The 13,621-nt window shown below is 77.4% G+C and carries 17 protein-coding genes; 3 read left to right on the top strand and 14 right to left on the bottom strand.

The annotated features are described in order from the left end of the window. Position 1: 1 nt before the first annotated feature. Together J3P29_RS12845 and J3P29_RS12840 are read right to left on the bottom strand one after the other, a co-directional pair. Positions 2-514, bottom strand: coding sequence for a GNAT family N-acetyltransferase (locus tag J3P29_RS12845; protein ID WP_210493853.1), 513 nt, complete (start codon positions 512-514; stop codon positions 2-4). Next, positions 511-1,074 carry a hypothetical protein gene (locus tag J3P29_RS12840; RefSeq protein ID WP_210493852.1) on the bottom strand — a complete coding sequence of 188 codons (564 nt, stop codon included), beginning with the start codon at positions 1,072-1,074 and terminating at the stop codon, positions 511-513. The genes J3P29_RS12845 and J3P29_RS12840 overlap by 4 nt, the downstream gene beginning before the upstream one ends. Before the next feature lie 86 nt (positions 1,075-1,160). On the opposite strand from J3P29_RS12840, the gene J3P29_RS12835 reads away from it, so the two are divergent. Further along, the gene (locus tag J3P29_RS12835; protein ID WP_210493851.1) at positions 1,161-1,811 is read left to right on the top strand and encodes a hypothetical protein; all 651 of its coding nucleotides are present in this window, start codon (positions 1,161-1,163) and stop codon (positions 1,809-1,811) included. A 21-nt stretch (positions 1,812-1,832) separates the two neighbouring features. On the opposite strand, the gene J3P29_RS12830 is transcribed toward J3P29_RS12835, so the two are convergent. Further along, a complete protein-coding gene (locus tag J3P29_RS12830; protein WP_210493849.1) occupies positions 1,833-2,513 on the bottom strand; it encodes a VTT domain-containing protein in 681 nt (226 codons plus the stop codon). A gap of 117 nt (positions 2,514-2,630) precedes the next feature. On the opposite strand from J3P29_RS12830, the gene J3P29_RS12825 reads away from it, so the two are divergent. After that, a complete protein-coding gene (locus J3P29_RS12825) occupies positions 2,631-4,508 on the top strand; it encodes a hypothetical protein (protein ID WP_210493846.1) in 1,878 nt (625 codons plus the stop codon). Here the strand turns inward: J3P29_RS12825 and J3P29_RS12820 are convergent. From J3P29_RS12820 to J3P29_RS12810, 3 genes are read right to left on the bottom strand one after another with little or no spacing between them, the layout of a single operon-like run. Continuing rightward, positions 4,505-4,777, bottom strand: a complete 273-nt coding sequence (locus tag J3P29_RS12820; protein WP_210493845.1) for a hypothetical protein — start codon at positions 4,775-4,777, stop codon at positions 4,505-4,507. The genes J3P29_RS12825 and J3P29_RS12820 overlap by 4 nt on opposite strands. After that, positions 4,774-5,766, bottom strand: coding sequence for a GTP-binding protein (locus J3P29_RS12815; RefSeq protein ID WP_210493843.1), 993 nt, complete (start codon positions 5,764-5,766; stop codon positions 4,774-4,776). Before J3P29_RS12815 ends, J3P29_RS12820 begins: the two co-directional genes overlap by 4 nt. Before the next feature lie 37 nt (positions 5,767-5,803). Then, positions 5,804-6,727, bottom strand: a complete 924-nt coding sequence (locus tag J3P29_RS12810; protein ID WP_210493842.1) for a PAS domain-containing protein — start codon at positions 6,725-6,727, stop codon at positions 5,804-5,806. Positions 6,728-6,904: 177 nt separating this feature from the next. Here J3P29_RS12810 and J3P29_RS12805 point away from each other — a divergent pair, with 177 nt between their 5' ends. Next, complete coding sequence (locus tag J3P29_RS12805; protein ID WP_210493840.1) at positions 6,905-8,017, top strand: alkene reductase; 1,113 nt, start codon at positions 6,905-6,907, stop codon at positions 8,015-8,017. Positions 8,018-8,048: 31 nt separating this feature from the next. On the opposite strand, the gene csrA is transcribed toward J3P29_RS12805, so the two are convergent. The 8 genes from csrA to J3P29_RS12765 form a co-directional block, all read right to left on the bottom strand. Then, a complete protein-coding gene (gene csrA, locus J3P29_RS12800) occupies positions 8,049-8,294 on the bottom strand; it encodes a carbon storage regulator CsrA (protein ID WP_210493839.1) in 246 nt (81 codons plus the stop codon). Continuing rightward, positions 8,288-8,728: a flagellar assembly protein FliW gene (gene fliW / locus J3P29_RS12795; RefSeq protein WP_210493837.1), complete on the bottom strand. Its 441-nt coding sequence runs from the start codon at positions 8,726-8,728 to the stop codon at positions 8,288-8,290. The genes csrA and fliW overlap by 7 nt, the downstream gene beginning before the upstream one ends. 5 nt (positions 8,729-8,733) lie before the next feature. Continuing rightward, a complete protein-coding gene (gene flgL, locus J3P29_RS12790; RefSeq protein ID WP_210493836.1) occupies positions 8,734-9,651 on the bottom strand; it encodes a flagellar hook-associated protein FlgL in 918 nt (305 codons plus the stop codon). A gap of 35 nt (positions 9,652-9,686) precedes the next feature. Next, positions 9,687-11,078, bottom strand: coding sequence for a flagellar hook-associated protein FlgK (gene flgK, locus J3P29_RS12785; RefSeq protein WP_210493835.1), 1,392 nt, complete (start codon positions 11,076-11,078; stop codon positions 9,687-9,689). Next, positions 11,078-11,593, bottom strand: a complete 516-nt coding sequence (locus tag J3P29_RS12780; protein ID WP_210493834.1) for a hypothetical protein — start codon at positions 11,591-11,593, stop codon at positions 11,078-11,080. Before J3P29_RS12780 ends, flgK begins: the two co-directional genes overlap by 1 nt. Next, the gene (locus J3P29_RS12775) at positions 11,590-12,018 is read right to left on the bottom strand and encodes a rod-binding protein (protein WP_210493833.1); all 429 of its coding nucleotides are present in this window, start codon (positions 12,016-12,018) and stop codon (positions 11,590-11,592) included. Before J3P29_RS12775 ends, J3P29_RS12780 begins: the two co-directional genes overlap by 4 nt. Then, positions 12,015-12,743, bottom strand: coding sequence for a flagellar hook-basal body protein (locus J3P29_RS12770; protein WP_210493831.1), 729 nt, complete (start codon positions 12,741-12,743; stop codon positions 12,015-12,017). Before J3P29_RS12770 ends, J3P29_RS12775 begins: the two co-directional genes overlap by 4 nt. Positions 12,744-12,875: 132 nt before the next feature. Beyond that, entirely contained in the window at positions 12,876-13,568 is a 693-nt protein-coding gene (locus J3P29_RS12765; protein WP_210493830.1) for a flagellar hook-basal body protein, read from the bottom strand. Positions 13,569-13,621: the final 53 nt, after the last annotated feature.

Here is a 13,621-nt window from a genome sequence, read left to right as displayed (position 1 = left end):
CTCAGGCGGCCGGCAGCTCCTTCGCGAGCATCACGACGCGCTTGTCGCCCGACGCGTCGGCGGGGCGCTCCTCGAGCGCGGCGTAGCCCCGCGCGCGGTGGAAGCCCAGCGACGCCTCGTTCGCCGGCCGCACGTTGACCTCGCAGGTCATCCGCCCGTGCGGGCGGGCGGCGGCCTCGGCGGCGTCGTAGAGCAGCGTGCCGACGCCGCGGCGCCGCGCCCGGTCGCCCACGGCCACGCGGTCCAGGTACAGGAAGTCGGCGAACCGGCCGCCGAACCACGCGTAGAAGGCGCTGTCGTACGCCGTGCCGGCGGGGACGGCGAGGCAGAAGCCGAGCACGCCCTCGTCGTCCTCGGCCACGAGCGCGGCGGACGCGAGCCCGGCGATCCACGCCAGCCGCTCGGCGTCCATCGGGCTGAGCACCGCGACGTTCGTCTCGTTGAGCTCGAGCACCGCGTCGTGGTCGCGCGGCTCCATCGGCCGGACTCGCACCGGGGCCTCGGAGGCGCTCACGCGTGGCCCCCGCCCGAGGAGACGGCCGGCGGCCGGGACTCCTCGGCGAGCGAGGTGATGACGAGCGGGCCGCGGGCCGCGTCCTCGAGCACCGTGCCCGCCTCGTCGCCCGAGCGGGCGTAGAGCTCGACGAGCAGGTGCACGACGATGTCGTCCCCCTGGTGGGTGTGGAAGCGCACGTGCGAGAAGAACTCCTGGGTGCCCGCGTCGCCGAGCGCGGCGAACGACAGCGCCTCGCCGGCCTCGGGCCCCGAGCAGACCTCGACGTCGTCGGCGGCCACGGTGATCGTGCACGACGCGACCCACGGCGTGCCCATCACCAGGCGCTCCCAGCGCGACTCGTCCGCGACGAGGCGGCCGTCCCGGAAGAGCAGGTGCGGCTGGTCGTGCATGCAGTCCAGGCACTGGGCCACGGCCTCCTGGTGCTCCTCGACGGCCTGCACCGGCGAGCCCGTCGCCGGGTCGACGCGGTGGATGCCGTCGTAGTGGACGTGGAGCTCCAGGGACGTCGACCAGCAGCGGTAGCACCGCATCCACGGCAGGGTCCCGGCGTCCGGCATGCCCTGATCGTACGCGCCAGCGGGCGTGCGGCGCGCGCGCCGGCCCGGTCCGCCGCCCCGGGCGCCGGCGGCGGTACGCTCCCGCGGTGCGGCGCAGGCTCCTCATCGGGCTGCTCGGCGCGGCGGCCGCCGCCGCCGTGGTCCTGGCCGTCGCCTCGTGGCGCACGGACGACCGCGACCGCGTGCGCGCCACCGTGGAGCGCTTCGCCGCGGCGGTCCAGGACAAGGACTACGACGGGATCTGCCGCGATCTCCTGGCGCCGTCGCTGCGGTCCACCCTGGACGCGATCGACCTGCCGTGCCCGCAGGCCCTGCGCATCGGGTTCGCGAACGTGCGCGACCCGGAGCTGACGATCACGAACGTGGTCGTCGTCGACGACTCCGCCACCGCGGCCGTGCGGACGACCGCCGCGGGGCAGCAGCCCTCCGACGACGTCCTGGCGCTGCGCAAGGCCGACGGGGCCTGGCGGATCACGGCGCTCGGCGCACCGCGGACGAGCCCGACGCCCGCCGGGCCGACGACGGTGACCGCGCCCGCCGGGGCCGGGACCATCCCGGCGCCCGCGAGCACGACCGACGCGGCCCCGCCGCCGCGGTCGAGCGGCGGCGTCACCGTGCCGCAGGGCACCGGGTCGCTCGTGCCGGACCCGAGGAACCTGCCGAAGGACCCGGCCGACGGCGCGCTGACGCCCGAGCAGCGGCGGGCGATGGAGGCCCAGGGCGCCCGCGGCGGCTGACGCCCGCCGGCGGGCCCGGGCTCAGGCCGCGTCGCTCTGCGGCTTGCGCCGGTGGCGGTACTGCTCGACGGCGATGCCGACCACCGTCAGCAGCACGACGCCCACGATCAGCAGGTCGATGTGCCCCTGGATGAAGTCGACCGCGCTCTTCGGCAGCAGGTACGCGGTCAGGTGGCCGAGCAGGATGATCCCCGACGTCCACGCCACCGCGCCGATGATCGACCAGAGCACGAACACGCGCAGGTTCATGCTGACGGCGCCCGCGACGACGGCGATGAACGTGCGCACGATCGGCACGAAGCGCGCCAGGAAGACCGTGATCGGGCCGTACTTCTCGAAGAAGACGTGCGAGCGCTCCAGGTGGTCGCGCCGGAAGAGCTTCGAGTCCGGGCGCGTGAACAGCGCGGGGCCGGCGCGCCGGCCGATCTCGTAGCCCACCACGTTGCCGAGGATCGCCGCGATCGGCACGAGGACGAGGAACATCCACAGCGGATCGGAGTCCGGCTGCGTGTAGGAGAGGATGCCCGCGCTGAAGAGGAGCGTGTCGCCCGGCAGGAAGAACCCGATGAGCAGGCCCGTCTCCGCGAAGATGATGATCAGGATCGCGATCAGGCCGTACTCGATGAAGATGTGCTCCGGGCTGAGCCAGTTCGGGAGCAGCGCGAGCGGGGCCGTGATCTCGGCCGTCAGGGAGGGCAGCACGCAGAGCAGGGTAGCGGGGGATCCTGCGGATTCCCTCAGCGGCTCCGAGCGGCGACGCGCCACGACGCGGCGCGGCGCGGCCGGCCGGGCGCCGCAGCGCGCGTCTAGGGTGGCCGGATGGCCGCCGCAGGGACGACCCCCCGACCGCGCGCCGGGCGCCGCGGGGCGGGGGCGCCCCGGCCGGCCGCGCTGCTGACCGCCGCCGCGGCGGTGCCGCTCGGCGCCGCCGTGCTGCTCGCCGCGGCGCTGGCGCCGGCCGGGTCGCGGCTGGGCGTCGGCGCCGCGCTCGTGCTGCTCGGGCTCGCGGCGCCGCGCGCGCTCGGGACGGCGGCCGGCGCGCGGGTGGGGGCGCCGGTCGTGCGCGCGCTGGCCGGCGCGGGCGTGCTCGGCGGGACGGTGCTGGCGGCCGGCGGGGCGGTCGCCGCGGCGGGCGGGGCGACGCCGGACGGCGCGGACCCGGGCGCCGCGGTCGTGGTCGCCGCGGCGGTCCTGGCGGCGGCGCTGCTGGCGCCCACGCTGCCGGGGCGCGGCGCGGCGGCCGTGGCCGGGGTCGCGCTGGCGGTCGGCCTGTGCGGGGCGGCGACCGTGCTGCCGTCCGGCGGCCGCGGCCCGGCGCTGCTGGCGGCGGCCGGCGCGCTCGCCGTGCTGGGCGCGGCGGGGGACGACCGCCGCGCCCGGGTGGCCCGCACGACGGCGATCGTCGTGGTCGGGGCGCTCGTCGGCGAGGCGTCCGGGTTGCTGGCGGCGCTCGACGGGCTCGCGGCGGTCCCGGACCTCGCCGGATCGCCCGCGGCGCAGGCGGGAGCGATGGCCGCGGCGCTGGCCGTGGCCGCAGGCGTCGGGGGCGCCGCCCTCGTCCGCCGCGACCCGGTCGCGGGGGTGGGGGCCGCCTGCGTCCTGCTCCTCGTGCGCCCCACGGACGGCGGGGCGGGCGCCGCCGGCCTGCTCGTCGTGCCGGCGCTCCTGCTCCTACTCGCGGCCGGGAGCGCCGTGCCCGGCCGCGGGTGGTCCGCCGGCCGTCCCGCCGCGCTCGCGGCCCTGGCGGCCGCGCTGCTGGGGGTCGGCGTCGCGCTCGCGGGCGCGGCCGGGCCGGTCGGCGGACGGGGCGTCGGCGCGGCCGTCGGGCTGGCCGCCGCGCTGCTCGCCGCCGGGGTGGCGCTGCGCGCGTCCGGCCGCCCGGCCGTCGCGGCGGCCCTCGTCGTCCTCGCCGCCGTGCGGGCGCTGGACCCCGTGGTGACGCTCCTTGCGCCCGATGCCCCGGACGTCGGACGTCTGTCCCTGCCGTGGATCGCGGGGCTGGGGGCGCAGGTCGTGCTCGTCGCCCTGGTGGCGGCGCGCCACCGGGCCTCGGCGGCCGTGCTCGCGGCGGCGGGCTTCCTGGCGTCGGGCCTGCTGTGGGGGCTGATCCTCGCGCTCAGCTCGGGGGCGGCGTACGGGGCGCTCGCCGGCTTCGTCGCCGCGACCGTCGGCCCGGCGGCGCTCGTGCTGGCCGGCGCCGGCGCCGTCGCGCTCGCCGGCCCGGCGGGGGCGCGCCCCCGCGCGGCCGCCGTCGCGGCCGGGGCCGCCGTGGCGGGTGCCGGGTGGGCCGCCGCGGTCGCCGGGGTCCTGGGCGCGCAGGCGGGGGACGCCGCGGTGCCGGCCGTCGCCCGCGTCGTCGCGGTGGCGCTCGTCCCCGGGCTCGCCCTGGGGCTGGCGCTGGTCGCCGCGGCCGCCGCGCGTCGGCCCGCGGGGGCGGGGGCCGCCGCGGTCGCGGCCGGCACGGTCGCGCTGGCGCTCTTCGCCGGCGGGGCGGGCGCGGTCGCGGACCCCGGGCGCGCGGGCAGCCTGCGCGCCGCCGACCTGGTGCTGGGCGCGGACCCGTCCCGCAGCGCGCTGCGCGACGGCGCGCCGGCGTGGGCGGTGCTGCTCGCCGTCGTCGGGGGCGTCCTGCTCGCGCTGGCGGCGCTGCTCGAGCGGCACCGGCCGGCGCCCGCGGGCGTCCGGCCGCCGGTCTAGCGGCGGACGAGCACCCAGACGAGCGCGAGGGCGAAGGCGATCTGGCCGAAGCTCATCGCGGTGCCGAGGTTGGCGGCGCCCAGCAGCTCGGCGATCGCGGTGCCACCGGCGAACGCGCCGACGACGATCGCGGCGTTCTGCGCGAACGGGCGGCTGCGCGGCAGCTCGGCGTCGGCGTCGCCCAGCCGCCCGCGGCGGCCCGCCGCGTCGGCGTCCGTCAGGCGGCGGACGGCCGGCGCGCCCGGGGCGTCGTCGGGGCCGTCGGTCATCGGGCGGCCTCCGCGACGGGCGGGGCGTCGGCCAGGCCGGCGGCCCGCTCGAGCTCGTGGATCAGGATCGGCACGGCCAGATCATCGCTGGTCGCGGCCAGGAGGCGCAGCGCGGCGGCGCGGCCGCCCAGCCGCGCCAGGCCGCGCTCGCCCCACTCCAGGCGGAAGTCGTCGACGGCGGTGCGCCGGCGAGCGTCCCGCCGGGCCGTGGCGACGTCCACCGCGGCGCCGTGCGCGTCGATCGCGGCGACGAGGTCCGCGAAGCCCGTCGCCGGCGGGACCGACGAGACCGCCACGACCTTCGTGCTGCGGTCGCCGACGGAGCGCAGCGCGGCCCGCACGTCGGCGCGGGCCCGCTGGGCGATCCGGCCCAGGTCGGCCTTCGTGATCACCAGGACGTCCGGGATCTCCATGATCCCGCTCTTCAGGAACTGCAGGACGTCGCCCGAGCCCGGCTGGACGATCACGACGACGGTGTCCGCCACGTCCGCCACGTCGGTCTCGGACTGGCCGACGCCGACGGTCTCCACGACCACGACGTCGAACGCCGCCGCCAGCGCCTGCGCCGCCGCGCGGGTGGGTCCGGCCAGGCCGCCGAGCCGGTCGGCCGCCGCGGTGGAGCGGATGAAGACGCCGCGGTCCTGCGGGTCGACGGTGATGCGCGCCCGGTCGCCCAGCAGCGAGCCGCCCGTCCGCCGGCTGGACGGGTCGACCGCCAGCACCGCGACCGTGCGGCCCTCCTCGCGCAGGGTGCGCACGAGCTCGCTCAGCAGCGTCGACTTGCCCGCGCCGGGCGGCCCGGTCACCCCGACCACGTGCCCGCGCGGCTCGTGGCCGAGGGCGGCGGGGGAGAGCCGCTCGAGCAGCGTCGCGGTCTGCGCCCGCGCGGCCGGGGTGCGCGTCTCGACGAGGTTGAGCACCGCCGGCGCGGCGGTCAGGTCGCCGTCGCGCAGGCGGGCGGCGAGCGTCGCGCCGAGGTCGTCGTCCATGCGCGCATCCTAGGGGCGGCGCACGGACGGACGGGGCTCACGCCGGGGGCCACGGGGGCACGACGCGGTGCGCGTCGCCGTCCGTCCGCGCCCGGTCGAGCGCGCGCAGGGCGGCGTCGAGCGCGGCCCTCGGGCCCGGGGTGTGCCGGTCCAGCCGGCAGCTCGCGGCCGTCACCCGCGGCCTGGCGGTCGGGGTCCCGCCGGCGCGGTGCGCCCGCGCCGTCCCCAGGACGACGGCCGCGACCGCCTCGCGGGTGGCCGCCGGATCGGGATCGGTGCGCAGGACGGCGACGCGACCGGGGGCGAGGTGGCCGGCGACGCACGAGGGCGAGAGCGCGTCGCGCACGGCCGCCTGCAGCAGCCGGTCGTCGGCGCCCGTCGGGGGCAGGCCCGGCTCGCCCCCGATCCCGAGCACGAGCAGCTCGGCGGCGGTGCCGTCGACGGTGCAGCGGGCCAGCCGCAGCGCGAGCGCCTCGCGGAAGCGCGCGGCGTCGCGGATCGGCGGCGCGCCGGCCGGGGGCGCCGCGGCGGCGCCGGCCGGGGCCACGGGCCGGATCGACGGCCGGACGGCCCGGTCGTCGGGCGTGATGCGCACGAGCACGCGCACCCCGTCGGCGTCCGGGCACGCGCAGAAGCAGGTCGTCGCCCAGAGCACGCCGGAGCGGCCGGTCAGGAACCGCTTGCGCAGGCGGAAGCGCGGGATCGTGCCCTCCACGAGCCCCGCGAACAGCTCGTCGTCCAGGCGTCGGTCGTCGGGGTGCAGCAGCTCGGTGCCGCGCAAACCCACCATCTCGTCAGGGTCGCGGCCCAGCGCGGCGCCGAGCGCCGGGCTGCACCACAGGATCCGCCGGCACGGGTCGAGCAGCAGGGCGCAGTCGGGGTCGCCGACCGGTGCGGCGGGCTCGTCGGGCGGGGCTGCGGGTGGTGGCGGAGGCGAAGGCGGGCGAAGGTCAGCGGTCACGGGGTGGGACGGCACGGCGGTCGGGGACGGACGGCCGCGTCGATGCCCGGGCGATCGGCGGGCGCCGGGCGCGGCTGAAGGCGCGGACGGCGTGCGCGGACGGACGCACGACGCGGCGAGCGGCCGGATCGACGGTTGTACGGGGAACCATCCGTCCGTGTGCCACGGTCGGGGGGTATGACCGACGACCCGTTCGACGTCCTTCGCGCGCCCCTCCGGCTCGGCGCGCTCGCGCTGCCGCACCGCCTGGTCATGGCGCCCCTGACGCGCAACCGCGCCGACGAGGACGGCCGGCCGAACGCGCTGATGGCCGAGTACTACGGCCAGCGCGCCGGATCGGCCGCGCTCATCGACTCCGAGGCCACCTGGGTGGCGCAGACGGGCAAGCCGTACCCGCGCACGCCCGGCATCGCGACCGACGACCAGCGCGACGGCTGGCGCGAGGTCACCGACGCGGTCCACGCGCGCGGCGGCCGGATCGTCGCCCAGCTGTGGCACGGCGGCCGCGTGGCGCACCCCGACACGACGGGCGAGCAGGCCGTCGCCCCGTCGGCCGTGCCGTTCGAGCGCCTGACGCTCGTCACGCCGCACGAGGCGCAGGCGTCGATCCCGGTCGCCCGTCCGCTGGCGACGGACGAGCTGCCCGGGATCGTGGCGCAGTTCGCCGACGCCGCCCGCCGCGCGCTCGACGCGGGCTTCGACGGCGTCGAGGTCCACGCCGCCAACGGCTACCTGCTGCACCAGTTCCTGGCCGACGGCACGAACCGCCGCGAGGACGCCTACGGGGGCAGCCCCGAGAACCGCGCCCGCCTGGTCCTCGAGGTGGTCCGCGCCGTCGTCGACGCGGTGGGGGCCGAGCGCACCGGCATCCGGCTGTCGCCCGGCGGGCACCCCGGCCACGAGGTGACGGAGTCCGACGACGGCGCGACGTACCGCGTGCTGGCGGCGGGCCTGCGGCCGCTGGGCCTCGCGTTCGTGCACGTCCTGGCCGAGGACCCGGCCGCCGCGGTCGTCGCCGAGATCCGCGCGGGCGTCGGCGCGCCCTTCCTGCTCAACACCGGCTTCGCCCACGTCACGGAGCGCGACGAGGCGATCGCGCTCGTGGCGGACGGTCTGGCGGACGCGGCGGTCGTCGGCCGCGGCTTCATCGCCAACCCGGACCTGTACGAGCGCTGGTCCACGGGGGCCGCCGAGAACGCGCTGCGCCCCGAGGGGCTGTACAGCGGGGGGCCGGAGGGCTACGTGGACTACCCGAGCCTGACGGCCGAGACGGCGCTCGGCACGTCCTGAGGCGCGGCGGCGCGGCGGGCGGCGGCGCGCGTCAGGCGGTGCCGCCCGGCGCGCCCGGGGTGCCGGGCACGTCGGGGAGCACGACGGGCGCGCCGGGGGCCGCGGCCGCCCGGTTCTCGTCGCGGATCGACGCCCACAGCTCCTCGCGGTAGACCGCGAGCTCGCGCGGGGCGTCGATGCCCAGGCGGATGGCGCCGCCGGCGACCTCGACGACGGTGACGACGATGTCGTCCCCGATCAGGACCTTCTCGCCCGGCTTGCGGCTGATGATCAGCACGCGGCCGTGGCCTCCTGCGCGCCGAACAGCGGCGTGCGCAGCTCGGCGCCCGGGGCGCGGTTGAGCACCTGCCAGCCGCGGCCGCCCTCGAGCAGCAGCGGCGCGCGCAGGTTGACGGTGAAGTCCTCCAGCCGCTCCGTCGCGCGGACGACGACCCAGACCTCGGCCTGCTCCGTCGGGCCGTCGGCCGGGACGTCGCCGTCGTCGAGGACGACGTCGTAGGCGGGGAAGAAGCGCTCGGGGCGGGTGACCGGCAGCGCCAGCTCGGGGTCCTCGAGGGACTGGAGCCAGCGGAAGGCGTGGTCCTCGCCGCCGGGCGACACGAGCGCGTAGCGCGACCCCGGCAGGCCGACGAGGCCCTCGGGGAAGTCGAGCGCGTCGGCGTCGGCGATCTCGAGGTCGCCGAAGCGGGTGCTGTGGAGGGCGATCGGCATGGGGATCAACGGAGGAAGTCGATGAGCGACGACTGGACGATGCTCGCGCCGGCCTTCAGGGACGCCTGGTAGGCGGCCTGCTGGGTGGCGTAGGAGACCATCGTACTGGCGGCGTCGGCCTCTTCCACCTTCGACCGCGCACCCGTCACCGTCTCCTCGAGGGCCTGCAGGCGCTCCTCGGCCGCCGACATGCGGTTGACGGACGCGCCGACCTCGGCGCGGACCGCCGACAGCGACTCGAGCTGCTGCTGCATCGCGGCCAGGTCGGTGGTGCGCAGCGCGTTGGCGTCCGCGGCCGTCCCGCCCTTGAGGTGGGCGACGATCGTGCGCAGCGTGTCGAGGAGCTTGCCGTCGCCCGAGCCCGTGCCGTTGCCGAGCACGCGGCCCGCCAGGTCGACGTTGAGCTTCATGTCGACGCCCTCGGCGATGGTGCGCACGACGGACCCGCCGTTGCCCAGGTAGGCGTCGGGGCCGTCGACGTCGTAGGGCTTGCTCGTCGTGCTCGTGCCCGCGAAGACGTACGTGCCGGCGTAGGTGGTGTTCGCCGTCGTCTTCACGGAGCGGATGAGCTGCTCGAGCTCGGCGGCGACCGGCTCGCGGGCCGTCTGGCCGCCGACGTCGTTGCCGGCGCCGACGAGGAGCGTGCGGGCGCGCTGGACCAGGTCGGCGATGCCGCGCAGCGCGGCGTCCGTCGTCTCCTGCCAGCCCTGGCCGTCGTCGACGTTGCGCCGGAACTGGGCGATCTGCGACAGCTCGCCGCGCAGGTCCATCGCGCGCGCCGCGCCGTACGGGTCGTCGGACGGACGCGTGATGCGCATGCCGGACGACAGCGTCTGGTACGTGCGGCTCAGGCGGTTCTGGCTGCCCTGCAGGTCGCTCAGCACGGTGCGGCTGAGCATGGAGTTGGTGATGCGCGAGGTCATGGGGCGGTCCGGGTCTCGGTCGGGACGGGCGGCCGCTACAGGCCGACGCGGCCGGTGCGGTTGATGAGCTGGTCGAGCAGCTCGTCGACGGTGGTCAGGGTGCGGGCGGCGGCCTGGTAGCCGCGCTGGAAGCGGACGAGGTTGGCCATCTCCTCGTCGGACGACACGCCCGAGATGGAGTCGCGACGGTCCTGCAGCGCGTCGGTGAGGCTCTGCGCCGTCGCCTCCTGGCGACGCACGTCGGCGACGTTCGAGCCGATCGTGCCGACGAGCGCGCGGTACGCCTGGTCCGACGGGCCGTTGCGCAGCGCGGCGATCTTCGTCGCCACCTCGTTGCCGCCGGCGGTCCCGGCGACGAACGCCGAGAGCGAGCCGCCCTTGGCGGGATCGATCCCGGTGCCCGACTCGAGCGGCCGCCGGGCGACGCCCTCGACGATGGGGGCGGTGCTCTTCTCGAAGATCGGCGGGCCGCCGGCGGCGACGTGCAGCGCGTTGACCGCGTCCGCCAGGCCGTTGGCCGCGTCGGCGAGCTGCTGGCGGTAGCTCGCGATCGGGCCGGTCGCGGACGCCATCGAGGCGAGCGCGCCGAGCGAGCCGGAGCCCGGGCCGCCCAGGCCGAACGCCAGGTTCCACGGCTGGCGCGGCTGGTCGCCGGCGACGACCGGGGTGGTGTCGGACCCCAGGTAGACGTCGACCTTGCCCGCGACCGGCTGGCCGCTGCCGTCGAGGGTCGGCTCGATGCGGACCTGCGCGAAGCCCGACAGCTGGTCGAGCAGCAGGTCGCGGCGGTCCTCGAGGTCGTTGGCGCCCTCGCCGCGGGCGGCGGCGCTGCCGATCGCGGCGTTGAGCTCGGCGATCTCCTGGACCGCCTGGCGGATCGGCCCGGTCTCGGAGATCCGCGACTCGTACTCCTCCGCGGCCTGCTTCTGGACGGTGGCGAGCTGCGCGTCGACGGTGGCGAAGCGGTCCGCGGTGGTGCGGATCGCGTCGAGGAGCACCTGGCGGCCGGCGGTGGACGTCGGGCTGTTGGCCACGTCGTTCCACGCGCTCCACAGCCGCCCGAGCTGGGCGGCGACGCCCTTGTCGCCGGGCTCGGCGATCGACAGCTCGACCTGCTCGTACAGCCCGCTCAGCGTCGAGGCCTCGCCGAGCTTGGTGGTCTGGGCGCGCAGCTGCACGTCGGCGAAGCGGTCGCGCAGCCGGTCGATGCCGGTGACGTCGACGCCGGTGCCGAGCTGGGCGTAGGCGGAGGTCGAGCCCCACGGGCCGCCGATGAGCGGCGTCGACGCCTGCAGGTTGGCGCGCTGGCGCGAGTAGCCGGGCGTCGACTCGTTCGCGATGTTGTGGCCGGTGACCTCGATCGCGCGCTGCTGGGCCAGCAGGCCCCGCAGCGCGGTCTCGATCCCGGAGAAGGAGGAGATGGGCATCAGGCGCGCAGGTCGAGGACGGACATGGGGACGGCGTTGGGCTGCGGGCGGACGCCGGGCGGCGGCTCGTACGTGACGTCGCGCGGCGGGGCGCCGCCGAGGCGGAGCAGGTGCTCGACGAACGTCAGCTCTTGGTAGAGCAGCATCCGGTTGGCCTCGTGCTCGCGGGCCACGGCCTCCGTGGCGCCGACGAGCTGCACGCTGCGGCCGGTGACGGCCTCGGCCTCCTCGGGCGAGAGGAGCGTGCACAGGTCGGTCACCGTGACCGCCCAGGGCTCCATGCCGAGGAGCTGGCCGCCGCGGACGAGCAGCGCCGTGCGGCGCTCCTCGAGGGCGACGCGGAACGTCGTCTCGGCCTCGATCGTGCCGGTGTGGCGCAGGACGCTCGGCGCGTCGCGGACGCGCACGGCGGTGCCGAGCGCCTCGACGGCCCGCGCCAGGCGCTCGATCGAGCGGAGCTGCTCGTCCAGGTGGCCGAGCAGCTCCCGGCCCAGTGGCGTGCGGATGGAGGTCACGAGAGGCTCCCGGTGGCCGGGGTGGTGGCGGACGTGGTGGAGGGGCCGGCCGGCGCGGCGGCGCCGTCGGCGGGCGTGGCCGCGCCGGAGGCCGGCGCGGGGGAGGAGGCGGCCGTCGCGGCGCTCGGGCGCATCGCGTCGTAGAGCTGGCGGGCCAGGCCGATGCCGCCGGCGCCGGTCAGGGCGTCGGCCATCGCGCCGGGCAGCATGTCGCGGTACGCGCCGGTCGCCGCGGAGGCGGTCTCGTCGTCGGCGGGCTGCGCCGTCGCGCTGAGCTCCTTCGTCAGCTGCTCGACGAGCACGCGCTCGAAGGCGACCGCCGCCTGGTAGGTCTTCTGGGCCTGGGGGCCGCCCGCGCGCACGTCGCGCGGCAGGCTGCGCACGTCGACCGGCGCCATCGCGCCGCCCACCGCCGGGACGGTCATCGCTTGACCCCGTTGGCGATCTCCCACATCTGGTCCTGCGACTGCACCGCGCGGCTGGCCATCGCGAAGGCGCGCTGCGACTCGATCAGGTCGACCATCGCGGTCGACATGTCGACGTTCGACGCCTCGAGGTTGCCCTGCAGCACCCGCGTCTCGGGCGGGTTCGCGGCCACGGCGGCGCCGCTCTGCGCCGTCTCGGCGAAGCGGCTGTTGCCGAGCGGGCGCAGGCCGTCGGGGGACGGCACGTTGACGATCTGCAGGCGCCCGAGCTCCTGGCCGTCCGCGGTGCGGACGGTGCCGTCCTCGCCGATCTTCACGGTGGCGTCGGCGCCGGTCGGGAGCGGGCGGACGCCGGCGACGAGGGCGCCGTCGCGGGTGGCCAGGCGGCCCTGGGCGTCGACCTGCAGGTCGCCGGCGCGGGTCAGCGCGGCGCCGTCGGGCGTGTCGACGCGGAGGAAGCCGGGGCCGGCGATGGCGACGTCGAGCGGCCGGTCGGTGACCTGCAGCGCGCCCTGGGCGTACCCGCGGCCGACGGTCGTGGCGCCCGCGCCGGAGCCGACCTGGACGTCCTCCACGCCGTCGCGGACGTAGAGGAGGTCCCGGAAGGCGACGCGGTTCTGCTTGTAGCCGGTGGTGTTGACGTTGGCGATGTCGTTCGACACCGCGTCCAGTCGGGACTGGTTCGCCGACATGCCGGCGGCGGCTGCGTGCAGGCCTTGGAGCATCGATCGTCCTTGGTGGGGGCCCCGGACGCGACGCGGCCGGGAGGGGGCGGCTGGTCCGGGGAACCGCCGCGACGTACGGGGAATCGGCGCGGGCCGGACCGACTTGAGCCGGGCCCTCGCGACGTGCGCCGGCTAGTTGCCGGTGGCGCTGCCGACCTGGTTGGCGGCCTTCTGCAGCGTCTCGTCGATCGTCGTGATCGACTTCTGGCCGGCCTCGAACGAGCGCAGCGACGCGATCATGTCGGCCATCGCGATCGTCGGGTCCACGCCGGAGCCCTCGAGGGCCCCCTGGCGCACGACGCCCGGCGCCTGGCCGGCGGCCGTGCCCTGGAACTCGCCCTCGCCGACCTTGCGCGGGTCGCGCAGCGCGAAGACGCCGACGGCCCCGGCGGCGACGCGACCCTGCGCGTCGACCGGGACCGGCTGGCCGCCCTGGCCCAGCACCTGGTTGCCGCGGGCGTCCGCCAGCGTCCCCGTCGGGGACGTCGTGAACTGCCCGTTGCGGGTGTAGCGCACCCCCTGCGGCGTCTGGACGGCGAAGTAGCCGTCGCCCTCGATCGCCAGGTCGAGCGGCTCGCCCGTCTCGCGGACGGGCTGGGCGCGCAGGTCCGTGACGGTCTGGTCCGCGTACGGTCCCAGGCCGACGGCCCCGACGGCGCGGCCGTCGCGGGTGGCGGACAGGAGCACGTCGCCGAACGTCGTCTGCGTCGTGCGGTCCCGCTTGTAGCCGGGCGTCGCCGCGTTCGCGAGATCGTTCGTGAGCTGATCCTGCCGCGTCTGCTCGGCGCGCATGCCGGCGGCGGCGATGAAGAGACCACGGTCCATGGACGCCGTGATCGGCCCCGGAGCGGACGACTTGAGCATCCGTATCGATCCGG

The organism is Patulibacter sp. SYSU D01012, assembly GCF_017916475.1.
Taxonomy (GTDB): Bacteria; Actinomycetota; Thermoleophilia; order Solirubrobacterales; family Solirubrobacteraceae; genus Patulibacter.
Note: the sequence above shows the minus strand (reverse complement) of the source record. Positions and strands in the feature narration are given on the sequence as shown.

Coding starts and splice junctions, on each gene's coding strand:
- fliW (WP_210493837.1), bottom strand. CDS start 8,728: ATGCCGATCGCCCTCCACAGCACCCGCTTCGGCGACCTCGAGATCGCC.
- J3P29_RS12775 (WP_210493833.1), bottom strand. CDS start 12,018: ATGACCGTCCCGGCGGTGGGCGGCGCGATGGCGCCGGTCGACGTGCGC.
- J3P29_RS12820 (WP_210493845.1), bottom strand. CDS start 4,777: ATGACCGACGGCCCCGACGACGCCCCGGGCGCGCCGGCCGTCCGCCGC.
- J3P29_RS12765 (WP_210493830.1), bottom strand. CDS start 13,568: ATGGACCGTGGTCTCTTCATCGCCGCCGCCGGCATGCGCGCCGAGCAG.
- J3P29_RS12805 (WP_210493840.1), top strand. CDS start 6,905: ATGACCGACGACCCGTTCGACGTCCTTCGCGCGCCCCTCCGGCTCGGC.
- J3P29_RS12815 (WP_210493843.1), bottom strand. CDS start 5,766: ATGGACGACGACCTCGGCGCGACGCTCGCCGCCCGCCTGCGCGACGGC.
- J3P29_RS12770 (WP_210493831.1), bottom strand. CDS start 12,743: ATGCTCCAAGGCCTGCACGCAGCCGCCGCCGGCATGTCGGCGAACCAG.
- flgL (WP_210493836.1), bottom strand. CDS start 9,651: ATGACCTCGCGCATCACCAACTCCATGCTCAGCCGCACCGTGCTGAGC.
- flgK (WP_210493835.1), bottom strand. CDS start 11,078: ATGCCCATCTCCTCCTTCTCCGGGATCGAGACCGCGCTGCGGGGCCTG.
- J3P29_RS12840 (WP_210493852.1), bottom strand. CDS start 1,074: ATGCCGGACGCCGGGACCCTGCCGTGGATGCGGTGCTACCGCTGCTGG.
- J3P29_RS12825 (WP_210493846.1), top strand. CDS start 2,631: ATGGCCGCCGCAGGGACGACCCCCCGACCGCGCGCCGGGCGCCGCGGG.